The organism is Micromonospora sp. NPDC049801 (assembly GCF_040656575.1).
GTDB lineage: Bacteria > Actinomycetota > Actinomycetes > Mycobacteriales > Micromonosporaceae > Micromonospora.
The window spans coordinates 106,730-129,382 of the sequence record NZ_JBFAMS010000008.1 but is presented as its reverse complement, the minus strand read 5'-3'; the positions used below and the strand labels follow the sequence as shown (position 1 = coordinate 129,382).

Sequence of the window (22,653 nt, the reverse complement as noted above, 5' to 3'; positions counted from 1 at the left end):
TCAGTCATAGATCGCCTCCACCAGCCACTGCCCCGACTCCACGGCGAGCAGCAGAGCGGCACCGTCGGCGAGGCTGACCTGGAACCGGGCCCGGCGGTGGGCCTCGGCCGGCGCCCACCAGCGCTCGTCCACCGGCCACGGCCCGGCCCAACCCACGATCTCCGCCGGCTGACCGGCGCCGACCACCAGTCGGGCCGGTGGGGCGCTCACCGCCAACCGCGCGCTGATCACCACCGGCTCGCCGGCGGCGTCGTGCACGGTCGCGGCGAGTGGGCTGGGCAGCACCACGGCGGGCGCGGGCGGCGGCAACCGACCCGGCCACGGCGGAATACCCGCACCCATGCCTGCGCCCGCACCCATGCCTGCGCCTGCGCCGGTGTCCGCACCGGCACCGGCACCAGTACCCATGCCCACGCCGGCGACGGCCGGTGGGCCGGGTCGGGTCGGGAGCCGCTCGTCGCCCCACGGCACGAGGCGCACCTGGTCGGCCGGAGAACGCCCGCCACCGAGCACCGCCGTGACCACCGCCTCCGGGCCGAGGATGCCCTGTACGCGGCTCAATGCCCGGTGCGCCCGCTCCCGCTCCTCGCCGGTCTCCCCCCAGAGGCCGGTCTGCAGGCCGGCCTGGGCGACCACCCCGTCCGGGATCAGCCGCAGTCGGATGATCCCGGACGTCGGGCGGGCCGGGCGGGCGCCGGCGCGACCGCTGCTGCCGGAGAGCCAGCCGTCGAGCTGCCAACGCACCCGGTCGGCGATGGCGGCGGCGGTGAGCAGACCGTCGTGCCGCCACACCCGGTGCAGCTCCTGCCCGTGCTCGGTAACCGCCTCGATGCCGAGTCGGGTGCAGGCCAGCCCGTGCCCGGCGAGCCGGGCGTGCAACTGCTCGGCCAGGGCACGGGCGGCGAACGCCGCCGCGTCGACCCGGTCGATCGGATCGTCGTACCCGGCGGTCACCGTCAGGTCGGCCGGCGGCTGCCGGACGGCGAGCGGGCGGTGGTCCCGGCCGGCGGCCAGCCGGTGGGCCAGCGCGCCGTCGAACCCGAAGCGGGCCAGCACGTCGCCGGCCGGTAGCGCGGCGAAGTCACCGAGGGTCCGCACCCCCAGCCGGCGCAGCAGGTCAGCCAGCGCGGACCGACCGAGCGCCTCGACCGGCATCCCGGCCAGGAACGCCGGCGTCCCACCCGGTGCCACCACCCGGCCGGTGCGGGCGGCCAGCCCCGCGGCGAACACCCCGTCGGCGATGCCCACCTGGCTCTCCACCAGACACGACTGGGCGACGTGCTCGATGAGCCGTTCGGCGGCCGCCTCCTCACCGCCGAGGTAGCGACTCGGGCCCCGGGCGGCAACCGCACAGGCGCCCGGCCGGACCACCTCGACACCGGCCACCAGTTCCTCCAACGCGGCGACCACCGGCTCGAACGCCCGGGCGTCCCGGCCAGGGTCGTAGTCCACGACGGTGAGCTGCGGGCAACGACCCTGCGCCTCCCGCTTGCGCAGCCCTCGGCGTACGCCTTCGGCGCGGGCCCGCTCGGAGCACGCGACCACCCGGTTGGCGTGCAGGACGGCGACCGGGCCGGTGGCTGGTATCCCGTCGACGATCTCGGCGGCGAGCACCGGCCAGTCCGGGCACCACAGCAGCAGGGTCCGGGTCGGCGAGCCGGTCACCCCGACCCGACCAGGGCGAGCGGCCCGGACGGTCGGCCCACGGTCGATCGCACCGTCCGGGGAATGACGCGGGTGAGCTCGGCGTCGGGGAGCCAGACCTTGATCTCCTTGGGGCGGGCGGCTGCTCCCCGCCCGCGCGCCGACACGGTGACCTCCCGGCGGCGCAGCCGCCCCCGACCCTGACCGAGCCCTTCCCAGACCCCGCGGACCACCTGCAGCGTCACGTCCGCGCCGTCCCACCGGCCGTACGGGACGAGCACGCTGCCGCGCTGCCGGGCCCGGGCGGCCAGCCGGGTGGCGACCGAGGCGGAGACCGCGGCCGGTACGGCGGTGACCACGACGTCCACCCCGTCGATCAACGCGGCGACCACGGTGGCCCACTCGGGACCCGGATTCGGCACCAGGGCGAGCCGGTCCAGGGAGATGCCCAGCTCGGCCGCCGCACCCGCGCCGAACGTCGGCACCCCGACCACCGCACACCACGAGCCGGCCCGGGACGCCTCGGCCAGCAGTGCGAGCACCAGCGAGGTACCCCCACTGCGGCGGGGCTGACCGGCGGCGACAGCGATCGTGCTGCCCCGGCGTAGACCCCGGTTGGGCAACAGGCCGGTCAGCTCAGGCGTCACCGGTAGCACGCGGTGGCCGCCCACCGGATCGGGCGCGCTCGCTGGGCGTACCAGATCGGCCAGCGCGGCGGAACCCACCACCATGCGGCCCGCCATTGGACCAACCCCCCGTCGTTGCTGTGGAACAGATCAGGCCGCACCGTGACGCCGGCCGCCCGGCTTCCCTTCCAGGCGGCCGGCGTCACGGCGGTCTCACGCCGCGAGGCCGTCCAGGGCTGGTTGGTGCGCCACGCCGAGCGCGGTCTCCACCACCGTGACGAACTGTTCGGCGGCGCGGAGCAGGTCATCGGCCTCCCGGGCGCTGACCACCCGGGGGATGCCGGCTTCGGCGGCGGCTCGCTTGCTGGCCCCGGCCGCGAAGAACCGGGCCCACTCGTCGAGCTCGGGGGCGACGGCGCAGAGCAGGACCCAGACGCTGGTGATCCGGTTGCGCCGGCTCGGGGCGGGACGGGCCCGGGCGGCGAGCAGGGCGGCCGCCGCGCGCAGCGCCGCCAGGTGGGCGGCCGCGTAGCGCAGGCCGTCGGGTCGGGTCTGGCCGGCCTCGACCAGCCCACGGCGGGCCAGGGTGAGGAGCTGGGCAGGGGTGCGGTGCGGCAGCACGTGCGCCGGCACCGTCGGTGCCTGAGCCGGGTTGGTCGGCATGGACTGTCTCCTCCACGTGGCCGGGGTGTCAGTCGGGGCGGTGGTGCCGCCGACGAGACGCCGAGGTCGGGTGGGTGCGGAGGAAGACGCACCAGGGGTGGCCGGCCGGGTGTGGATGCTTCCCCACACCACACCCGGCCGGCGTACCGGCGGGTTCGTCGCCCGCCGCCCGGGGGTCGTGGGCGGCGGGCGACGCTCCTGCCTGATGGGACCGGGCTCGCGACTGCCCGGAAACCCAGGTGCGGCCCGCGGAGCCGCACCGGCCGGAACTGGCGCCGCGAAACACCGCGCTCCGGCTGGTTGGAACGAGCGTTCGAGACAATCGAACACTCGTTCTAACTGCTGCTGACAGTACACCTCCCCTCCGACGAAAATGCAACGTGTGACGCGCCAGGACTCGCCGTGACGTGTGCCGACGTGAACCGGCGCACACAGACCGGGAAGAATGACGGGATGCAGCCACACCCGAACGTACGGGCGGTGCAGGACGCGCTGGACGGCGCCGGCGCGCTCGACGACGCCGGTCAGCCCAGCACGGTCCGACTCCTGCCCGACGCGGTGCACACCGCGGTAGCCGCCGCCGAGACGCTCGGCGTCGAGGTGGGCCAGATCGCCAACTCGCTGATCTTCGACGCGGACGACGCGCCGCTGCTCGTGCTCACCTCCGGCGCGCACCGGGTGGACACCGCCGGTCTGGCCGCGTCCATCGGCGTCACCCGGCTGCGCCGGGCCACCCCGGAGTTCGTCCGCGAGCACACCGGCCAGCCGATCGGCGGGGTCGCCCCGCTCGGGCACCCTCGGGCGCTGCGCACCCTGGTGGACACGGCGCTGGCGACGTACCCACAGATCTGGGCGGCGGGCGGCGTGCCGCAGGCGGTCTTCCCGACCACCTACGCCGAACTGCTGCGCGTCACCGCCGGCATCCCGGCCGAGGTGGCGTGAGCGAGCGAAGCGAGCGAACCAGCCGGCACAGCAGCGATGCGCTCGCGCCGCCGCGAAGCGGTGGCGTGAGCGAGCGAACCAGCCGGCCCAGCAGCGCCGTACCGGAGCTGGTCACCCTGCACGTGTGGCGGACCGCCCGGAGCGCGCTGCCCCGGGCGCTGATGAGGATGGCGGTGGATCCGCGTCGGCTGCGCGCCCTGCCGGGCGTCCGGTTCGGCAAGCTGCTGGGCACCGGGACGGGCACCGGCTTCGGCCCGGGTGACGCCGACCTCACCAGGTGGGCGACGCTGACCGTCTGGGACTCCCCCACCGCGGCGGCCGGCTTCGACGACTCGCCGGTCGGGCGGGCCTGGGCGCGCATCGCCCAGGCGCAGGTCCGGGTCGACCTGCGTCCGCTGAGCAGCCGTGGCGAGTGGTCGGGCGAGCGGCCGTTCGGCGAACCACCGGGCGGTCGGGTGGCCGGGCCGGTGTTGGCGTTGACGCGGGCCCGGTTGCGGGCACGTCGGGCGGCCACCTTCTGGCGGGCGATCCCGCCGGTGGCGGCGGCCCTGCGCGACGCGCCGGGGTTGCTCGCCCGGTTCGGCGTGGGCGAGGCCCCGTTGGGCTGGCAGGGCACGGTCAGCGTGTGGCGCGACCCGACGGACCTGGTGGCGTTCGCGTACCGTCACCCGGAGCATCGGGCGGCGATCATGCGAACCCCCACCGCGGGTTGGTACGCCGAGGAGCTGTTCGCCCGGTTCGAGGTACGTGACGTGGTCGGCGACCGGACGGTCCTCGGGTGGGTCGCCGACGACGGCGACCAGGCGACAGGGAAGGGTGGACGGGCATGAGGTTGGTGCGCTGGACGCCGGACGACCTCGTCCGACGACTGGACGATGTGGTGGCCGTCTACGGCGAGGCGATGGGGTACCGCACCGACCTGTTGGAGGCCCGGCGCGGCTACATCGCCACCCACGTCCGCCGGCCGGGGTTCCGGGCCGTGGCCAGCCTGACCAGCGAGGGTCACCTCGCCGGCTTCGGGTACGGCTATCTGGGCAGCGCCGGCCAGTGGTGGCACGACCAGGTGCACCGGGCGCTGGACGGCCCGACCCGCAAGCGCTGGCTCACCCACTGCTTCGAGGTGGTCGAGCTGCACGTCCGCCCGCCCGCGCAGGGGCACGGCCTGGGCGCCGGCCAGTTGCGGGCGCTGCTCACGATGGCCGAGGGCGACACCACGCTGCTGTCCACCCCGGAGGCGGAGGAGCAGACCTCGCGGGCCTGGCGGCTGTACCGGCGCTTCGGCTTCGTCGACGTGCTGCGCGACTTCCACTTTCCGGGTGACGAGCGGCCGTTCGGCGTACTCGGTCGGGACCTGCCGCTCGATCCCCCGGCGTCATGACCCGGCGGATCTCCTGGACGCTGCTCGGCGTCCTGGTGTTCGCCCAGATCTGCTACCCGCTGACCACCGGCGCGACCCGGGCCGGGCTGACCGTGGCCACCGTCGTGCTCGGCTGGCTGCTCTCGGTCGGTCACGCGCTGCTCAGTCGGGGCCCCCGGGTGGCGGCGGCGTTGGTCGCGGTGGCCACCGGCGGTGGGTTCGCGATCGAGGCGATCGGGGTGGCCACCGGTGTGCCGTTCGGCAGCTACGACTACTCGGGCGAGCTGGGTCCCAAGCTGGCCGGCGTACCGCTGATCATCCCGCTGGCCTGGACCTGGATGGCCTGGCCGGCCTGGCTGGCCACGGTCCGCCTGACCGGCGGCGGCACGGCAGGTGGTGGCACGACGGCCGGGCGGTGGGTGGGCAGGATCGCGCTGGCCGCGCTGGGGCTGGCGGCGTGGGACCTCTTCCTCGACCCGCAGATGGTCGCCGAGGGCTACTGGGTCTGGCGTGACGCCACCCCCGCGCTGCCCGGCCTGACCGGCATCCCGGTCAGCAACTACCTGGGTTGGCTGCTCTTCGCGGTGCTGCTGATGAGCGCGCTGCGCCCGCTGGCCGGTCCGACCGCCGAACGCACCGACCGGCGGGACCACCCGATGGTCGCGCTCTACCTGTGGACGTACTTCTCCAGCATCCTGGCCCACGCCGTCTTTCTGGACCTGCCCGCCTCGGCGCTCTGGGGCGCCGCCGGCATGGCGGTCACCGCCGTGCCGCTGACGGTGACGCTGCTGCGTGCCCGCCGGGACGGCGAGACCCGCCAGGAGGATCACCGGCCGGACCGTACCGGCGTCGACGCGACCCGATGACCGTCCTGTCCGCCCTGCTGTCCGTCCTGCTGGTCGCCGTCGCCGCGTTGACCGCGCACACCTGGGTCAACGCGGCCCGCTGGCTGCGCCGGCCCACCGACGCACCGGACGTGGTCGGCGAGTCGGTGGCCGTCCTGCTGCCGCTGCGCGACGAGGCCACCCGCGTCACGCCCTGCCTGCGCGCCCTGCTCGCCCAGCGGGGCGTACCCGGGCTGCGCATCGTGGTCCTGGACGACGGGTCCACCGACGGCACCGCCGACGTGGTCCGCGCGGTGGCCGGCGACGACCCCCGGGTCACAGTGCTCACCGGGGTCGCCCCGCCACCGGGCTGGCTGGGCAAACCGCACGCCTGCTGGCAGCTCGCCACCCGGGCCGCCCCGGGGGCCACCGCGCTGGTCTTCGTCGACGCCGACGTGGTGCTCGCCCCGCACGCCGTCGCGGCGGCCGTCACCGAGTTACGCGCCGCCGGCGCGACGTTGCTGTCGCCGTACCCCCGGATCGTGGTGGCGACGGCGGCCGACCGGCTGGTCCAGCCGTTGTTGCAGTGGCTCTGGCTGACCTTCCTGCCGCTGCGGGCGATGGAACGCTCGCCGCGGCCGTCGCTGGCCGCGGCGGGCGGCCAGTTCCTGGTGGTGGACCGGGCCGGCTACACCGCCGCCGGCGGGCACGCCGCGGTCGCCGACAAGATCCTGGAGGACGTCGAGCTGGCCCGCGCGGTCAAGCGGGCCGGCGGTCGGATCGCCCTGGCCGACGGGTCGCGGCTGGCCACCTGCCGGATGTACGACGACTGGCCGCAACTGCGCGACGGGTACTCGAAGTCGCTGTGGGCGTCGTTCGGGCACCCGGGCGCGGCGGCGGCCGTGGTGGCGGCGCTGCTGCTGCTCTACACCGCCCCGCCGCTGGTCGCGCTGGGAGGGCTGGTGGCCGGCGCGCCAGGGGTGGCCGCCGTGGGCCTGGCCGGCTACCTGCTCGGAGTCACCGGGCGGGCGCTCACCGCCCGCGCGACCGGGGGCCGGTGGTGGCCCGACGCGCTCGCACACCCCGTGTCGGTCGTGGTCCTCGGCTGGTTGACCCTGCGGTCGTACCATCTGCGCAAGCGACGCCGCCTCACCTGGCGGGGCCGTCCGGTCAGCTAGGGAGGGCACGGCATGGCGCGGATCGTGGTCGTCGGCGCCGGGGTGGGTGGCCTCGCCACCGCCGCCCGGCTGGCCGCCACCGGACATCAGGTGACCGTCTTCGAGGCGGCCGACGCGGTCGGCGGCAAGCTCGGCCGGTACGCGCACGACACCCCGGCCGGGACGTTCCACTTCGACACCGGGCCGAGCCTGCTCACCCTCCCCGAGGTGTTCCACGACCTGTTCGAGGCGACCGGGGCGAAGCTCGACGAGTACCTGGACCTGGTCCCGCTAGACCCGATCGTCCGGCACGTCTTTCCCGGCGGCGGCCCGACCCTTGACTCGTGCGCCGACCCGGCGGAGTTCGCCGCGCGGATCGGGGCCGCCTTCGGTGACCGGGCGGCGGCCGACTGGCAGCGGCTGTGGCGCCGAGCCGAACGGGTGTGGCGCGCCTCCGAGCGGGACATCCTGCGCCGCACCGTCGACTCCCCCCGCGACCTCGCGTCGCTGGCCTGGCGGCTCGGCGACCTGGCCGCCATCGCGCCGGGCCGCAGCCTGCGCGGCCTGGGCCGCCGGCACCTGTCCGACCCGCGGCTGCGAATGCTGCTGGACCGGTACGCCACCTACACCGGCGCCGACCCACGCCGGGCGCCGGCGGCGCTGGTCGCGGTCCCCTACGCCGAGCTGGCCTTCGGCGGTTGGTACCTGCGCGGCGGGCTGGGCACGCTCGCCGACGCGCTGCTGACCCGCTGCCTGGACCTCGGCGTGGTCGTGCAGACCGACACCCGGGTCACCCGGATCGACGCGACCGGCGGCCGGGTACACGGGGTACGCCTCGCCGGTGTCGCCGCTCCGGTCCCCGCCGACGTGGTGGTGGCCAACGTGGACGCCCTCACCGTCTACCGTGACCTGTTGCCGCACCCGCGCCGGCTGGCCGGCCTGGCCGACCGCAGCCTCGCCGGTTTCGTGCTGCTGCTCGGCGTCTCCGGCGACACCGGGCTGGCCCACCACAACGTGTTCTTCCCGCGCGACTACGACGCCGAGTTCGACGCGGTCTTCGGCGACCCGGGTCGGGGCGTACGGGCCCGGCCGGCTGTCGACCCGACGGTGTTCGTCACCGTGGCCGACGACCCGATGGTCCGCCCGGCCGGGCACGAGGCGTGGTTCGTGCTGGTCAACGCCGCCCGGCAGGGCACCACCGGTGGGGCGGTCGACTGGCGACGCCCGGGGCTCGCCGACGCGTACGCCGACCGGATCCTGGACGTGCTGGCCGAGCGCGGCGTGGACGTGCGGGACCGGCTGCTGTTCCGTGAGGTCCGCACCCCAGCCGACCTGGACACCGCGACCGGGGCGCCGGGCGGCACGATCTACGGGACCGCCGGCGGTCTGCTCCGCCCGGCCAACCGGGGCCCCGCGCACGGACTGTGGCTGGTGGGCGGCTCCAGCCACCCCGGCGGCGGGCTGCCCATGGTGACCCTCTCCGCGCAGATCGTCGCCGACGAGATCGGCCCCGCCTGGTAGGTCGTAAGGAAGGGCACCTTACTAACGCCTGCGGTAGAGGAAGGGCCCCTTGCTAACGCTGCGGGAGATCAGCCGGCTAACGCTGCGGGAGATCAGCCGGCGTCGAGGAGCGCGCGGCGGACGGTGGACAGCAACTGCCCCAGCCCGAAGCCGGCGAGCAGCACCCAGACCGCGGTCGCCATGGTGATAGTGCCGGCGGCCAGGTCCGGCTCGATCAGACCGGCCAGCCCGGCGACCACCAGACCCGCCAGCGCGACCGAGACCCGGGTCGGTCGTTCGCCGACGGTCACCGCGCCGATCTCACGCATGCCGGCCAGGGCCGCGCGGGCCCGGACGTACTCGTGCAGCCAGGACAGCGCACCGGCCGCGACGACCAGCGCGCCGGGCGCGCCGACCAGCCAGAACGCCAGCAGCCAGGCCACCTCGCCGAGCCGGTCGGCCAGCGAGTCGTAGACGTAGCCGAGCCGGGTGGTGCGGTCGGTGGCGACGGCCACGGCGCCGTCCACACTGTCGGCCACGGCGGCGAGCAGCACGAACAACGCGCCGAGGAACGGGCCGTCGCCCGGCCGGGTCGCCAGCAACGGTACGCAGAAGCAGAGCAGCACCCCGACGACGGTGACCGGGGTGGGGCCGACCCGAAGCCGGCCCAGCACGTACCCGACGTGGTAGGCGAACCGCAGCCAGGCGCGTACCACCGGCGCGGCGACCCGTGGGTCGAACCCGCCGTGCAGCCGCGCCCACGCCGTGGCGTACTGGTCCCAGTTCAGCTGTGTGCCCACCTGGGGATCAACCGTCGTGCCGGGCATCAGGTGTCGCCGACTCCGCGTTCACACCCGCGCGCCGGCCTTGAGGTTCTGCCAGACCTCCCGCGTGGCGGTGGACCGGTTGAGGGTGATGAAGTGGATTCCGGGGACGCCCTCGTCCAGCAGCCGGCGGCACATCTCGCTGGCCTGCTCGATGCCGAGCTGGCGCACCGCCTCCGGATCGTCGGCCACCCGCTCGAAACGCGCCGCCAGCGCGGGCGGGAAGGGCGCCCCGGAGAGCTGCACGGACCGCTCGATGGTGCCGATCTGGGTCACCGGCATCACCCCGGCCAGGATCGGGGTGGCGCAGCCGGCGGCGGCCACCCGGTCACGCAGGCGCAGGTAGTCGTCGGCCTCGAAGAACATCTGGGTGATCGCGAACTCGGCGCCGGCCCGGCACTTGCGGACGAACTGCGCGGTGTCGCTGGCCACGTCGGGTGAACGGGGGTGCTTGTACGGGAAGGCCGCCACCCCGACGCTGAAGTCGCCGGAGTCACGGACCAGCCGGACCAGGTCCTCGGCGTAGTCGACGCCCTCGGGGTGCCGGACCCACTCGCCGCCGGGGTTGCCGGGCGGGTCACCGCGTACGGCCAGGACGTTGCGCACCCCCACCCCGGCGAGCCGCCCGATGACGTGTCGCAGCTCGGCCACGGAGTGGTTGACGGCGGTCAGGTGGGCCATCGGCAGCAGGGTGGTGTCGGTGGCGATCCGCTCGGTCACCGCCACGGTGGTGTCCCTGGTCGAACCGCCCGCGCCGTAGGTGATCGACACGAACGACGGACGCAGCGACTCCAGCTCGCGGATCGCCTGCCAGAGCAGTCGCTCCCCCGCCTCGGTCTTGGGCGGGAAGAACTCGAACGAGAACGTCGGCTGACGGTCACGGATGAGCGCCCCGATCGCCGGCTGCGGATTGGGGAGTACCGAGGGAAGACCGAGCGCCACGACCCGACTCTAGCGGGCGGCGCCACCGTGACCCAGAAGCTTCCCACCGTGCGCACGAGTCGACCGGTCCCGAACGCGGCGCGGCCGGGCGGGCAGAGTCGTCGTACCCCAGGGGTAGGAATGAGGGGCGCGGAAGAGGCGGCGGGGGCGGCCGGTTCCGGCGTGGGGGTCACACAGCCGAGGTGCGCCCGGCCGTCGAGCGGCGGGGTGGCACCGCGTCGACGTCCCGCTGGGAGGGCCCGTGACCTCGTCTCCACCGCCGTACCGCACGCAGCTCGGGCCACTGCTGGTCCGGCATCGGCTGGCCCGGGGGTGGAGTCAGCGGCGCGCCGCCGCCGAGTTGTGCGCCGCCGCAGGTGTGCCGACGTTGAGTCGGAACGAGGTGTCCCGGTGGGAACGGCAGCGACGCGTACCCGGTGAATTTTGGCTCGGCTGGCTTGCCGTCGTGCTGGACGTACCGGCGGGGGTGCTCACCGAGGCGGCCGTGCGCGCCCGGCGGACCGGGCCGCCCACGACGGCCGGGTCGGGCCGACACGGCGCGGCCGGTGCGCGGCCGGGCGGGCGGACCGGGCCGGGCCGGGCCGGCGGGACTACGCGTGGCGGTGGGGCGCGGGACGTGGCGAACCGCTAGCGTCGTGGCGTGACCCATGCTGCTCCCGTGTCCCCCGTCGACCGCGCCGGCCTGCGGCAGCGGGTCGACGAGGCGCTCACCGAGTTCCTGGCCGGCCAGCGGGCCCGGTTGACCCGAGTTGACCAGGCCCTCGTTCCGGTGGCGGAGGCGATCGAGGCGTTCGTGCTCGGTGGCGGCAAGCGCCTGCGTCCGGCGTTCGCGTACTGGGGATTCCGAGGCGCCGGCGGGGTGGACGGCGACGAGGTGCTCACCGCGCTCGCCGCGCTGGAGTTCGTGCAGGCCAGCGCCCTCATCCACGACGACCTGATGGACCGTTCCGACACCCGGCGGGGCGAACCGGCGGTGCACCGGCGGTTCGCCAGTCGGCACCGGGCGGCCGGCTGGGGTGGCGACGCGGACGGGTTCGGCGACGCCGCCGCGATCCTGCTCGGCGACCTGTGCCTGGTGTGGTCCGACGAGCTGCTGCACTCCGCCGGCCTGGACCTGCGGGCGCTGGCCCGGGCCCGGCCGGTCTTCGACGAGATGCGCACCGAGGTCACCGTCGGGCAGTACCTCGACGTGCTGACCCAGGCCACCGGGGACACCTCACTGGAGCGGGCCGGCAAGGTGGCCCGGTACAAGTCGGCGAAGTACACCGTCGAGCGTCCGCTGCTGCTCGGCGCCGCGCTGGCCGACGCGGGCGAGGAGATCCGGACGACCTACTCGGCGTACGGGTTGCCGTTGGGTGAGGCGTTCCAGCTCCGCGACGACGTGCTGGGGGTCTTCGGCGACCCGGCGCAGACCGGCAAACCTGCCGGGGACGACCTGCGCGAGGGTAAGCGCACGTATCTGGTGGCGGCGGCCGTGGAGACCACCGACGACGCGGGCCGGGAGCTGCTGCTCGGTCAGCTCGGCAACCCGGACCTGGACGAGCAGGGTGTGGCCCGTCTGCGCGAGCTGATCCACGCGAGCGGGGCCCTGACCCGCACCGAGCAGCGCATCGTGACGCTCACCGACACGGCCCTGGCCGCCCTGAGTGCCGTAGACCTGGACACCGAAGCCCGCCAAGCCCTGGTGGACCTGGCCATAGCCGCCACCCGCCGAGCCGACTAACCCCCTGCCTGTCCCCGTCCCCGTCCCACGCTGCGTCGATCTTGCACTTTCGGTGGCGACATAAGGGGCAGACCAGCCCATCACGGCAACACAAAGTGCAAGATCGGCGCAGCGTGGGCCTGGGGGCTTCCCCACACCACGCGGGTCGGTCAGAAGCCCAGGGCTTGGGCGCGGCGTTTGATCTCGCGGGCCTGGTCGCCGGAGAGGGCCGCGGCGGGAGTGTCGCCGGGGAGCGTGTCGTCCCGCTCGTAGAGCCAGCGCAGCGCCGCCTCGTCGTCGTAGCCGTTGTCGGCCAGCAGGTTGAGCACACCGGGCAGGTGTTTGAGGGCTGTCGCGTTGGCCACCAGGTCCGCGGGTATCCGGCGTACGCCGTCGCGGCGGACCGCCAACAGCTCCCGGTCGCGGATCATCTGGTGGACCTTGCTGATCGACACGTCGAGCCGCTCGGCGACGTCGGGCAGGGTGAGCCAGCCGGACGGGTCGGTGGGGCCGGCGAGCTCGGGGTCGGGTACGGATTCGGTCACCCGATCACCCTGCCACGCCGTCGGCGGCGGGAGCCATCGGCACCCCGCACGACCGGTCCGGGTCCGCGGGGCGGGCACCACCGGTGAGCAGCAGCTCAGGGCGGGCGGTCACGACGGGACGGACCAGGTGCGTCTCCGGGCTGTAGCATCCTGTTCAACTCTCACCCCCTGGACACATAGACTCCCTGCCGATGGACACACAGGTCGCCGACACGTTGCTGGGCTCGCTGATCGACGGGCGCTACCGCATTCGCGGTCGCGTGGCCCGTGGTGGCATGGCGACCGTGTACACCGCCACCGACGAGCGCCTCGAGCGCACCGTCGCAGTCAAGATCATTCACCCGACCCAGGCGCCCGAGGCGCGGGCCCGGGTCGCCAACTTCGTGGCCCGGTTCACCGACGAGGCCAAGACCATCGCCCGGCTGACCCACCCGAACGTGGTCGCGGTCTACGACCAGGGCACCCACGCCGGCCTGCCGTACCTGGTGATGGAGTACGTGCGTGGCCGCACGCTGCGCGACGTGCTGGCCGAACGACGCCGACTCAACCCGGACGAGGCGCTGGCCATCGCCGAGCAGATGCTCGCCGCGATCGCCGCCGCGCACCGGGCCGGCCTCGTGCACCGCGACGTCAAGCCCGAGAACGTCCTGGTCGCCGAAGCGCCCACCGGCGGTGTCGCCAACCTGGTGGACAGCGTCGTCAAGGTGGCCGACTTCGGGCTCGCCCGCGCGGTCGAGGCCAGCGCCGACGACGAGCAGGGCAACCAACTGATGGCCACCGTGGCGTACGTCGCCCCGGAGCTGGTCACCGAGGGTCGGGCCGATCCGCGTACCGACGTCTACTCCGCCGGCATCGTGCTGTTCGAGATGCTCACCGGTCGGGTGCCGTACGACGGGGGCCGTCCCGTGGACGTCGCCTGGCAGCACGTCGACCGGGACGTGCCGGCGCCCTCGACGCTGGTGCCCGGCCTGCCGCCGGCCCTCGACACCCTGGTGCAGCGCGCCACCCGGCGTGACCCGTCCGCCCGGCCCGCCGACGCCGGCGCGCTGCTGGCCGAGGTCCAGGTGGCCCGGGACCAGTTGGGCAACGTCAACAGCACCAGCACCGCCGTCCTGCGGCGGATCACCGACGAGCCGCCGGCCTCCCAGCCGACGATGATGGTCGCCGCGATCCGCCCGGCGCAACGGCCGACCTGGGCGCGGCTGCCCGAGGGCGGCGCGCCGGGCCCGGGTCGTCGGCGGGCCGCCCCGGAGCCCGCCGAGGGTCTGGCCGCGCGGTTCACTGAGCTGCGCACCAGGATCCTGGGCACGTCCCAGGGTCGCCTGGCGTTCGCGGCCGTGGTCGTGGCGCTGGGCCTGGTGGCCGCGCTGGGTGGCTGGTGGTTCGGCGTCGGCCGCTACACGTCCGCCCCGCAACTGGTCAGCCTGAACAAGGCCGAGGCACAGGCCCAGGCCGAGCGCGCGGGCCTGACCCTGGCGTACGGGGAGCCCCGCTTCGACGAGAAGGCCCCGAAGGACAGCGTGCTGGGGCAGAGCCCGGCGTCGTCGAGCAAGATCGTCAAGGGCGGCACGATCACCCTGACCCTCTCGCTGGGCCCGGAGCGCTTCCCCGTGCCGGACGTGATCGGCAAGGAGTACGAGCTGGCCGAGGCGGATCTGGTCAACGCCCAGCTGGTGGTCGCCAAGGGCACCGCCCGCTATGACGACACCCTGCCGGCCGGCGTCGTCCTGGACAGCAATCCGAAGGTGGGCGCCGAGGTCAAGCCGGGCACGAAGATCACGCTGATCCTGAGCCGTGGCCGGGCGCCGGTGACGGTGCCGAACCTGGTGGGCAAGAGCCTGACCGAGGCGCGCACCAAACTGGGCCAGCTCGGCCTGGTCCCCGTGGAGAGTTTCAAGGACTCCGACAAGCCCAAGGACGAGATCCTCGGGCAGAGCCCGGCCGACGGTGGGGGCGTGGAAAAGGGCACCGAGGTCAAGCTGGAGATCAGCAAGGGTCCGCCGCTGGTCGTGGTGCCCCGGGTGATCGACCTGCCCTGCCAGCAGGCCAAGCAGGTGCTGGAGAGCCAGGGCTTCCCGGTGACGGTCGCCGTCAACCCGAACGCCGTGGCCCGCATCCAGGCACCCGGGGAGAATTCGCAGGTGCCTCCGGGCACCCCGGTCGTCATCACGTGCTTCTGATGACGTCGATCTCGGCGCGGCCGGTGGGCGCGCACACCCCGACCTCCGGCGGGCTGGCCAGGGCGGCTCTGCCGTACCTGGACGCGACCGGCGCCGCGGCCGTGCAGGTGTACGTCTCGAACTCGCGGGGCTGGGCGCTGCCACCGGGTGACCCGGCGCAGGACGCGCTGTTCCGCGACGGCTGCGCCGAGCGGGGCATCCCGGCGTTCATCCACGCCTCGCTGCTGGTCAACCTCGGCTCGCCCACCCCCGCGACCGTCGAGAAGTCGGCGCTGACACTGGCGCACGCTCTGCGCCGGGGCGTGGCCATCGGCGCGCGGGCGGTGGTGTTCCACGCCGGCAGCGCGGTCGACGAGGGGTACGCCGAGGAGGCGATGCGGCAGGTCCGTCGGGAGCTGCTGCCCCTGCTCGACTGGACGGTCGAGGCCGGCGGACCGATGCTGCTGGTAGAGCCGAGCGCCGGTGGCGGCCGTTCCCTCGCCTCGCGGGTCGAGCACCTCGGGCCCTACCTCGACGCGGTGGACCGGCATCCGATGCTCGGCGTCTGCTTCGACACCTGCCACGCCTGGGCGGCGGGGCATGATCTGGCCGCCGAGGGCGGCATGACCGCGACCCTCGACACGCTGGTGGCCACCGTGGGAGCCGACCGGCTGCGGCTGGTGCACGCCAACGATTCCAAGGATCTGTGCGGTTCCACCCGGGACCGGCACGAGAACATCGGCAAGGGCACCATCGGCGAGCCGGCGTTCGCCGAGCTGATGGTCCATCCGGCCACCGTCGGCGTCCCCGTGGTGGTGGAGACCCCGAGCGAGAAGCAGCTGGGCCACGCCGCCGACATCGCCATCCTCAGCCGCCTGGCCGGTCATCCTTCCTGAGGTTCACCCACGGGTACGGCCGGTCGCCCTCACCGACGCGCCGGTGTGGAGAGGGCGAAGAACTCGTCGATGAGCCGGGCCGTCTGCACGTCCTGGTTGGTCCTGCCCAGCACGGCAGGCGCTTTGGCCGGCCCTGGGATGGTGTGCCCGCCACCGCGCACGGTGTAGAGCGCCACCGACGGGTGCCCGGGCTGCCGGTACTCGGTGCGTTCGATCGAGGTCGCGGCGTTCGCGGCCGGCAGTTTCGTGCTGGTGGGTTGTGCGGTGATGCCGTTATGGGCGGCGAAATAGGCTGCGGACTCGGGCGCGGACAGGTTGCGGCCGCCGACCTTGAAGGCCAAGCGCGCCCACCAGCTGTACGCACCACCGGCGTACGGGACGATCCGGTCCTTCGTGCCGTTGATCAGCAGGACCGGCATGGGCGCGGGTGACGCGTCGCCGAGCAGGAAGTTCTCGGGTGCCGGCATGGTCGCGGCGATCACCGCCGCACCGGCGATCAGCACCGGAGTTTCGTGGGCCAGGCGGATCACCATCTGCCCGCCGTTGGAGTAGCCGATCGCGTACACCCGCGCCGGGTCGATGTCGTGGCTGAGGGCCACCTTCTCGATCAGCGCCCGAACAAAACCGACGTCGTCGCTGTTGTCGGTGCGGGCCGGGAAGGAGCTCTCCCGCCGGGCGTCGTTCCAGTTGCCCTTGTGGCCGTCGAGGTAGATCACCACCGCCGCGCCGGTCTCGGCGAGCGCGTCGTAGGCCCGGCCGATGAACTTCCGGTGCTTGGCCCCGGTCTGTTTCGATCCGTGGAAGACGAGCACGAGACTGCGTCCGGGGTTGCCGTCCGCGGACCCGATGATCTCGTACGTCCGCCGGGTGCCGTTCACCGTGATGCTGTCGCGCATGCGGAGCCCCCTGAAGTGGATGGGTCATCCGCTCCAACGTAGCATAAGCGGATTAGTTATCCGTTACGCTCGTGACGGTCGGTGAGACTCCGGACCTCTCGATCACGGCCTCAGGCTGCTGCCAGGATGCGGGGTAGGGCCCGCAGCGCGCGGTCCAGGCCCTCGTCGTCCAGGCCCAGGTGGGTGACCAGGCGAGCGGTCCGGGGGCCGAGCACCGAGATCAGTACGCCCTCCTGGCGCGCGGCGGCGGCCAGGGCGCGGGCGTCCAGCGCGTGCTTGGTCAGGTCCAGCGGAACGAGGTTGGTGCGGACCGTGGTGGCGAGCAGCCCGAACGGCGCGACCGCCTCGGCGAGCCGGGCCGCCCTCGCGTGGTCCTCGGCGAGCCGGTCGACGTGGTGCGCGAGCGCGTACCGGCCGGCGGCGGCGAGGATGCCGGCCTGACGCATGCCGCCACCCATCCGCTTGCGGATCGTCCGGGCCCGAGCGATCTTCTCCGCGCTGCCCACCACCAGCGAGCCGACCGGCGCGCCGAGCCCCTTGGAAAGGCAGACGGACAGCGTGTCGAACAGCCCGCCGTACTCGCTCAGCGACACCCCGTCGGCGACGTGCGCGTGCCAGATCCGGGCGCCGTCGCAGTGCAGCGCCACCCCCGCGTCGTCGGCGACGCCGCGCAGCTCTCGCAGGGTGTCCAGCGGGATCACTCCGCCGCCACCCCGGTTGTGGGTCTGCTCGACGGCGATCGCACGGGTGGGCACGGCGAAGAAGCCGTCCGGACGGATCATCCGGGCGACCACCTCCGGGTCGATGTCCGCGCCGACGGTCGGCCAGGTCCGCGAGGAGATTCCGCCGTACGCGGCGGCGGCCCCGATCTCGTACGTGACGACGTGCGCGTCCGCGTCGCACAACAGCTCCTCGCCGGGCGGCACGAGCAGTTGCAGGGCGATCTGGTTGGCCATCGTCCCGCTCGGCGCAAACAGCGCCGCCTCGTGGCCGAACAGCGCGGCGACCTCCGCCTCCAGCGCGTTGACGGTGGGGTCCTCGCCGTAGACGTCGTCACCGACCTCGGCGGCGGCCATCGCCTCGCGCATCCCGGCGGTCGGCCGGGTCACCGTGTCGGAACGCAGGTCAACAAGCTCAGCCACAGTCATCCTTTCGGCGGCCGGTCGCGGGTCGCGCGCACCTGGCCACGGTCATTCCTGTTCGACAGAGAGCGGCGGCCTCGGAGCCGGCCTTTCGGCTGCCGACCGCGGGGCTCGCGGCCTCAGCCTCGGAGCATCTCCGCCACGAGGAAGGCCAGCTCCAGCGACTGCTGGGTGTTCAGCCGCGGGTCGCAGGCGGTCTCGTACCGGTCGGGCAGGTCGAGGTCCTCGATGCCCTGCGCGCCGCCGAGGCACTCGGTGACGTCCTCACCGGTCAACTCGACGTGGATGCCACCGGGGTGGGTGTCCAGGCTCCGGTGCACCTCGAAGTAGCCGAGCACCTCGTCGACGATCCGGTCGAAGTGCCGGGTCTTGTAGCCGTTGGACGACTCGTGGGTGTTGCCGTGCATCGGGTCGCACTGCCAGACCACCTTGGCGCCGGAGGCGGTGACCTTGGACACGATCGGCGGCAGGGCGTCGCGGACCCGGTGGTTGCCCATCCGGCTGATCAGCGTGAGCCGGCCGGGGACATTGTCCGGGTTGAGCTTCTCGCACAGCTCGATCGCCTCGTCCGGCGAGGTCGTCGGGCCGAGCTTGACGCCGATCGGGTTGGCGATCCGGGAGATGAAGTCGATGTGCGCGCCGGTGATCTGCCGGGTGCGTTCGCCGACCCAGAGGAAGTGCCCGGACAGCCCGTACGCCCGGCGGTCGGAGACCCGGGTGAGCGCCCGGTCGTACTCCAGGGCCAGGGCCTCGTGGGAGCAGTAGAGGGTGACGGTCCGCAGCGCTTCGTCGTCGGTCATCCCGCAGGCCCGGATGAAGGCCAACGCCCGGTCGATCTCCCGGGCGATCGCCTCGTAGCGCTCCCCCGCCGGGGAGGTCCGGACGAAGCCCTTGTTCCAGTCGTGCACGGCGTGCAGGTCGGCGAGCCCACCGGCGAGGTACGCCCGCAGCATGTTCATCGCGGCGGCCGAGTTGGCGTACGCCCGGATCATGCGCTGCGGGTCGGCCACGCGGGCGGCCGGATCGGCCTCCAGCGAGTTGATCATGTCGCCGCGGTACGCGGGCAGACCCCGCGCGTCGGTCGGAAGTGAGCGGGGCTTGGTGTACTGGCCGGCGACCCGGGCGACCTTGACCACCGGCAGCGACGCGCCGTAGGTGAGCACGATCGCCATCTGCAACAGGGTGCGGGCGTTGGCCAGCAGGTGGCTCTCGGTGTTGTCGGCGAAGGTCTCGGCGCAGTCACCGCCCTGGAGCAGGAACGCCTTGCCCTCGCAGACCAGCGCCAGCTTCTGCCGGAGCTGGTCCACCTCGTAGGGCGCGACGACCGACGGCACGGTGTCGAGCACCTTGCAGACCTCGGCGACGGCGGCCGGGTCGGACCACGGTGGGACCTGCTCGCGGGGCAGCTCCCGCCAGCGGTCCAGGCCGAGGGCGGCGTCCTCGGCGGAGTCGACGGTCGGACGGCTGGTCTGCAGGCCCGGGCTACCCACAGCGGGATGGCTCAGCTGATGCCACTCATGGCGCATGAGAGAAAGCGTACGGCGACCGTGCGTGTGACCGGGCGGCGAGGGTGACGGTTCCGGCAAGTGGGAGGTCGATCCCACCCACCTCGGTCAGGACGCGGGTGAGGGAGACGCGGGTGAAGGGCTGGTGGCCGGGTTGCCGCCCGGCGCCTCACTCGCGATGCACCAGTCGCCGCCGTCCCGCGTGACGGTGAACACCAGCGGGCGGGTGACCTTGCTCTTGCCGGCGGTGACCGAGACCGAGACGCTGACCTCCTGGCCGCGCTGACCGGACCGGACGTCGGTGATGGTCGCCTGGGGCACCTTGAAGTGGTCGGCGAAGTCGCCGTTGGGACCCGTGGCCGCGGCGTCGAACCCGGCCTGCAACACCGCGCAGAGCTGGCTGCGGCCGGCGGCGACGTCCTTGGCGGTCATCGCGTCGAGGTACGCCTGCACGCGCTCGCGGGACCGGTTGGCGGCCTCCTCGGCGGGCGCCCGCTGGGGCGCGGCGGTCTGCTTGTCGGCGTCGTCGCCGCCGCTCCCGCAGCCGGCAAGGGCGGCCGGGAGCAGCACGAACGCGGCGGCGGTCATCGCCAGCCCACGGTGGGTCGCGCGCATGACCACCTCCGTCGAACGGGAAATCGGGACCTGCCGAGCCGCGAGTCTGCCATATCGGACCCGACCCGCCCAAGGCCGGCGGCCCGGCCGACGCGTGGCGTCGACCGGGCCGCTACGGCACGGGCGGGAAGGGGCGGTGCGGGCCCCTTCCCGCCGTGTGGGTGGTGCGTCGGCCCTCGGCTCAGCCGAGACCGCCCTTGATGGCGCCGATGAGCTCACCGTTGCTGGTGTCGCCGGAGAGTTCCCAGAAGAACGCGCCACCGAGGCCCTGGTTCTTCGCGTACGTCATCTTGCCGTTGATGGTCGACGGGGTGTCGTAGCTCCACCAGTTGCTGCCGCACTTGGCGTACGCGGTGCCGGCGATCGTGCCGGTAGCCGGGCAGGTGTTCTTGAGGACCTTGTAGTCCTCGATGCCCGCCTCGTAGGTGCCCGGCGCGGCACCGGTGGCGCTGCCGCCCGGCGCGGCCTGGGTGACGCCCGTCCAGCCCCGGCCATAGAAGCCGATGCCGAGCAGCAGCTTGTTGGACGGGACGCCCTTGCTCTTGAGCTTCTGGATGGCCGCGTCGGAGTTGAAGCCCTGCTGCGGGATCCCGGTGTACGACGTCAGCGGCGAGTGCGGGGCGGTGGGGCCCTGGGCGTTGAACGCGCCGAAGTAGTCGTACGTCATCGGCATGAGCCAGTTGAGGTTGCCGATCGCGCCGGCGTAGTCGGTGGCGTCGATCTTGCCGCCGTTGCTGCCGTCCGCGGTGATGGCGGCCGTGACCAGGGCGTTGGACCCAAACTTCGACCGCAGCGCGCCGATCACGTTCTTGAACGCGTTCGGACCGCTGGTGTCACAGCTCAGACCGCAGGCGTTGGGGTACTCCCAGTCCACGTCGATGCCGTCGAACACGTCCGCCCAGCGCGGGTCCTCGACCAGGTTGTAGCAGCTCTCGGCGAACGCGGCCGGGTTCTGCGCGGCCTGGGTGAAGCCGCCGGACCACGTCCAGCCACCGAACGACCAGATCACCTTGAGGTGCGGGTTGAGCGCCTTGAGCTTGCGCAGCTGGTTGAAGCTGCCACGCAGCGGCTGGTCCCAGGTGTCGGCGACGCCGTCCACGCTCTCCGCCGCCGTGTACGCCTTGTCATAGTCGGCGTACGGGTCGCCGATGGTGCAGCGACCGCCGGTGGTGTTGCCGAAGGCGTACAGGATGTGGGTCAGCTTGGCGGCCGAGCCGCTGGTCTGGATGTTCTTGACGTGGTAGTTGCGCCCGTAGACGCCCCACTCGGCGAAGTAGCCGACGACCTTCTTACCGCCCGTGTTGGGCGGCGGGGTGGTGGTCGGCGGCGCGGTGGTCGGCGGCGCCGTGGTGGGCGGCGCGGTGGTCGGCGGCGCCGTGGTCGGCGGCGCGGTCGTGGTCGGCGGGGTCGTCGGGGTGCCGCCGCCGCAGGGAGCGCCGTTGACGGTGCAGTTCAGTGGCGCCTTGTACGCGCCGGTGCCGTTGTAGCCCCAACTGAACGAGGCGCCGGGCGCGAGCCCGCCGGCCCAGCTCTTCTTGACCGCGACGTAGTGGTTGCCGCTGCTGGTGACGTCGGCGTCCCACGCGCTGCTGATTGTGGTGCCCGACGGCAGGTCGAACTCGATGCGCCAGGTGGCGACCGTGGCGCTGGTGCCGTTGGTCACGGTCACCTTCGTCTCGTGACCGGTCCCCCAGTCCTGCGCCTTGGCGAACGTGGTGGTGACCGTGCCGGCGCCGAACGCGGTCGTCATCGGCACCGCCGCGACGGTCACGGCGACCACGGCGCCGGCCCAGAGGGCCCGGCGGAGCGATCTTTTCATGAGGCGTCTCCCGCACTGTTAGGAAACTTTCCAAAAGAGATGGTGAGACGGTACTCACACCGTCATCACTCCGTCAAGATGTCCATGTTTCGATTTCCCCTGGTGCGCGGAACGGGCCGGCCACGCCCTACCCGGGCGACCCCACACCCGGCGCGTAGCCTCGGGCCATGACCGTCTTCGACATCCCGATCGGCGCCCTCAACGGCGGCCCCGCGGACCTCGCCCGCTACCGCGGAAAGGCGCTGCTGGTCGTCAACGTCGCCTCCCGCTGCGGCCTCACCCCGCAGTACGCCGACCTCCAGCGCCTCGCCGACACGTACGCCGAGCGCGGCCTCGTCGTGCTGGGCGTGCCGTGCAACCAGTTCGCCGGGCAGGAGCCGGGCAGCGCCGCCGAGATCAGCGACTTCTGCCAGGTCAACTACGGCGTGACGTTCCCGCTCACCGAGAAGGTCGACGTCAACGGGCCCGACCGGCACCCGCTCTACGCGGCGCTGGTGGACACCCCGGACGCCGACGGGCACAGCGGGGACGTCCGCTGGAACTTCGAGAAGTTCCTGGTGGCACCGGACGGCACGGTCGCCGGCCGCTTCGCCCCGACGGTCGAGCCCGACGACCTCCGCACCCCCATCGAAAAGATCCTCCCCGCCTAAGGGCTTGCTCCCACCCGGATCCCACCCGGCTCCCGCCCGGATCCCGCCCGGGTCCGGCCCGGTCCCGCCCGGGTCCCGCCCGGTCCCACCCGGGTCCCGCCCGGGTCCCGCCCCGGTGATCAAGAGGTTCGCGTCAGGAATCGGCCGATCGGTGACGCGAACCTCTTGATCACCGAGGCAGCGCGGCCACCCGGGGCAGCGCGGCCACCGAGGCGGCGCGGCCACGGGGCAGCGCGGCTACCGAG

Annotated in this window: 22 protein-coding genes; 11 read left to right on the top strand and 11 right to left on the bottom strand. The window is 73.5% G+C overall.

What is annotated here, in order from left to right:
• The 3 genes from AB0I89_RS16840 to AB0I89_RS16830 all read right to left on the bottom strand — a co-directional run bounded on the left by AB0I89_RS16840 (nucleotide 1) and on the right by AB0I89_RS16830 (nucleotide 2,933).
• Nucleotides 1-1,665 (bottom strand): DNA polymerase Y family protein, encoded by a 1,665-nt coding sequence (locus AB0I89_RS16840; RefSeq protein WP_357126896.1) that lies wholly within the window; start codon nucleotides 1,663-1,665, stop codon nucleotides 1-3.
• Nucleotides 1,662-2,387 carry a hypothetical protein gene (locus tag AB0I89_RS16835; protein WP_355049446.1) on the bottom strand — a complete coding sequence of 242 codons (726 nt, stop codon included), beginning with the start codon at nucleotides 2,385-2,387 and terminating at the stop codon, nucleotides 1,662-1,664. The genes AB0I89_RS16840 and AB0I89_RS16835 overlap by 4 nt, the downstream gene beginning before the upstream one ends.
• Before the next feature lie 96 nt (nucleotides 2,388-2,483).
• A complete protein-coding gene (locus AB0I89_RS16830) occupies nucleotides 2,484-2,933 on the bottom strand; it encodes an SAV_6107 family HEPN domain-containing protein (protein ID WP_234589090.1) in 450 nt (149 codons plus the stop codon).
• Nucleotides 2,934-3,386: 453 nt separating this feature from the next.
• Here AB0I89_RS16830 and AB0I89_RS16825 point away from each other — a divergent pair, with 453 nt between their 5' ends.
• The 6 genes from AB0I89_RS16825 (at nucleotide 3,387) to crtI (ending at nucleotide 8,734) form a co-directional block, all read left to right on the top strand.
• Nucleotides 3,387-3,875: a YbaK/EbsC family protein gene (locus tag AB0I89_RS16825; RefSeq protein ID WP_357126892.1), complete on the top strand. Its 489-nt coding sequence runs from the start codon at nucleotides 3,387-3,389 to the stop codon at nucleotides 3,873-3,875.
• 161 nt (nucleotides 3,876-4,036) lie between these two features.
• Nucleotides 4,037-4,705 (top strand): monooxygenase, encoded by a 669-nt coding sequence (locus AB0I89_RS16820; RefSeq protein WP_357127321.1) that lies wholly within the window; start codon nucleotides 4,037-4,039, stop codon nucleotides 4,703-4,705.
• Nucleotides 4,702-5,253, top strand: coding sequence for a GNAT family N-acetyltransferase (locus AB0I89_RS16815; protein WP_355049443.1), 552 nt, complete (start codon nucleotides 4,702-4,704; stop codon nucleotides 5,251-5,253). The genes AB0I89_RS16820 and AB0I89_RS16815 overlap by 4 nt, the downstream gene beginning before the upstream one ends.
• Nucleotides 5,250-6,098 carry a carotenoid biosynthesis protein gene (locus AB0I89_RS16810; protein ID WP_357126888.1) on the top strand — a complete coding sequence of 283 codons (849 nt, stop codon included), beginning with the start codon at nucleotides 5,250-5,252 and terminating at the stop codon, nucleotides 6,096-6,098. Before AB0I89_RS16815 ends, AB0I89_RS16810 begins: the two co-directional genes overlap by 4 nt.
• Nucleotides 6,095-7,234 carry a glycosyltransferase gene (locus AB0I89_RS16805; protein WP_357126885.1) on the top strand — a complete coding sequence of 380 codons (1,140 nt, stop codon included), beginning with the start codon at nucleotides 6,095-6,097 and terminating at the stop codon, nucleotides 7,232-7,234. Before AB0I89_RS16810 ends, AB0I89_RS16805 begins: the two co-directional genes overlap by 4 nt.
• Before the next feature lie 12 nt (nucleotides 7,235-7,246).
• Nucleotides 7,247-8,734 carry a phytoene desaturase family protein gene (gene crtI / locus AB0I89_RS16800; protein ID WP_357126882.1) on the top strand — a complete coding sequence of 496 codons (1,488 nt, stop codon included), beginning with the start codon at nucleotides 7,247-7,249 and terminating at the stop codon, nucleotides 8,732-8,734.
• Nucleotides 8,735-8,826: 92 nt separating this feature from the next.
• Here the strand turns inward: crtI and AB0I89_RS16795 are convergent, their stop codons facing one another.
• Nucleotides 8,827-9,540 (bottom strand): CDP-alcohol phosphatidyltransferase family protein, encoded by a 714-nt coding sequence (locus AB0I89_RS16795; protein WP_357126879.1) that lies wholly within the window; start codon nucleotides 9,538-9,540, stop codon nucleotides 8,827-8,829.
• Between the two features lie 21 nt (nucleotides 9,541-9,561).
• Entirely contained in the window at nucleotides 9,562-10,479 is a 918-nt protein-coding gene (gene metF, locus AB0I89_RS16790) for a methylenetetrahydrofolate reductase [NAD(P)H] (protein ID WP_355049438.1), read from the bottom strand.
• Nucleotides 10,480-10,720: 241 nt separating this feature from the next.
• On the opposite strand from metF, the gene AB0I89_RS16785 reads away from it, so the two are divergent.
• Nucleotides 10,721-11,110, top strand: a complete 390-nt coding sequence (locus tag AB0I89_RS16785; protein WP_357126875.1) for a helix-turn-helix domain-containing protein — start codon at nucleotides 10,721-10,723, stop codon at nucleotides 11,108-11,110.
• 9 nt (nucleotides 11,111-11,119) lie between these two features.
• Complete coding sequence (locus AB0I89_RS16780; RefSeq protein WP_357126872.1) at nucleotides 11,120-12,202, top strand: polyprenyl synthetase family protein; 1,083 nt, start codon at nucleotides 11,120-11,122, stop codon at nucleotides 12,200-12,202.
• A 149-nt stretch (nucleotides 12,203-12,351) separates the two neighbouring features.
• On the opposite strand, the gene AB0I89_RS16775 is transcribed toward AB0I89_RS16780, so the two are convergent.
• Nucleotides 12,352-12,726 (bottom strand): Rv2175c family DNA-binding protein, encoded by a 375-nt coding sequence (locus AB0I89_RS16775; RefSeq protein WP_357126869.1) that lies wholly within the window; start codon nucleotides 12,724-12,726, stop codon nucleotides 12,352-12,354.
• A gap of 191 nt (nucleotides 12,727-12,917) precedes the next feature.
• Between AB0I89_RS16775 and pknB the strand changes: the two genes are divergently transcribed.
• Both pknB and AB0I89_RS16765 read left to right on the top strand, forming a co-directional pair.
• The gene (gene pknB / locus AB0I89_RS16770) at nucleotides 12,918-14,906 is read left to right on the top strand and encodes a Stk1 family PASTA domain-containing Ser/Thr kinase (RefSeq protein ID WP_357126866.1); all 1,989 of its coding nucleotides are present in this window, start codon (nucleotides 12,918-12,920) and stop codon (nucleotides 14,904-14,906) included.
• The gene (locus tag AB0I89_RS16765) at nucleotides 14,906-15,781 is read left to right on the top strand and encodes a deoxyribonuclease IV (protein ID WP_357126863.1); all 876 of its coding nucleotides are present in this window, start codon (nucleotides 14,906-14,908) and stop codon (nucleotides 15,779-15,781) included. The genes pknB and AB0I89_RS16765 overlap by 1 nt, the downstream gene beginning before the upstream one ends.
• A 29-nt stretch (nucleotides 15,782-15,810) precedes the next feature.
• Here the strand turns inward: AB0I89_RS16765 and AB0I89_RS16760 are convergent, their stop codons facing one another.
• From AB0I89_RS16760 to AB0I89_RS16740, 5 genes are all read right to left on the bottom strand, one after another.
• On the bottom strand, nucleotides 15,811-16,677 hold the full coding sequence (locus AB0I89_RS16760) for a PHB depolymerase family esterase (RefSeq protein ID WP_357126860.1): 867 nt from the start codon (nucleotides 16,675-16,677) through the stop codon (nucleotides 15,811-15,813).
• 110 nt (nucleotides 16,678-16,787) lie between these two features.
• On the bottom strand, nucleotides 16,788-17,825 hold the full coding sequence (locus AB0I89_RS16755) for a GntG family PLP-dependent aldolase (RefSeq protein WP_357126857.1): 1,038 nt from the start codon (nucleotides 17,823-17,825) through the stop codon (nucleotides 16,788-16,790).
• 113 nt (nucleotides 17,826-17,938) lie between these two features.
• Nucleotides 17,939-19,345 carry a class II 3-deoxy-7-phosphoheptulonate synthase gene (locus AB0I89_RS16750; RefSeq protein WP_355049430.1) on the bottom strand — a complete coding sequence of 469 codons (1,407 nt, stop codon included), beginning with the start codon at nucleotides 19,343-19,345 and terminating at the stop codon, nucleotides 17,939-17,941.
• A gap of 87 nt (nucleotides 19,346-19,432) precedes the next feature.
• A complete protein-coding gene (locus tag AB0I89_RS16745; protein ID WP_357126853.1) occupies nucleotides 19,433-19,939 on the bottom strand; it encodes a hypothetical protein in 507 nt (168 codons plus the stop codon).
• 181 nt (nucleotides 19,940-20,120) lie between these two features.
• Complete coding sequence (locus AB0I89_RS16740; RefSeq protein ID WP_357126850.1) at nucleotides 20,121-21,758, bottom strand: glycosyl hydrolase family 18 protein; 1,638 nt, start codon at nucleotides 21,756-21,758, stop codon at nucleotides 20,121-20,123.
• Between the two features lie 167 nt (nucleotides 21,759-21,925).
• Here AB0I89_RS16740 and AB0I89_RS16735 point away from each other — a divergent pair, with 167 nt between their 5' ends.
• Nucleotides 21,926-22,408 carry a glutathione peroxidase gene (locus tag AB0I89_RS16735; protein ID WP_357126847.1) on the top strand — a complete coding sequence of 161 codons (483 nt, stop codon included), beginning with the start codon at nucleotides 21,926-21,928 and terminating at the stop codon, nucleotides 22,406-22,408.
• Nucleotides 22,409-22,653 lie beyond the last annotated feature (245 nt).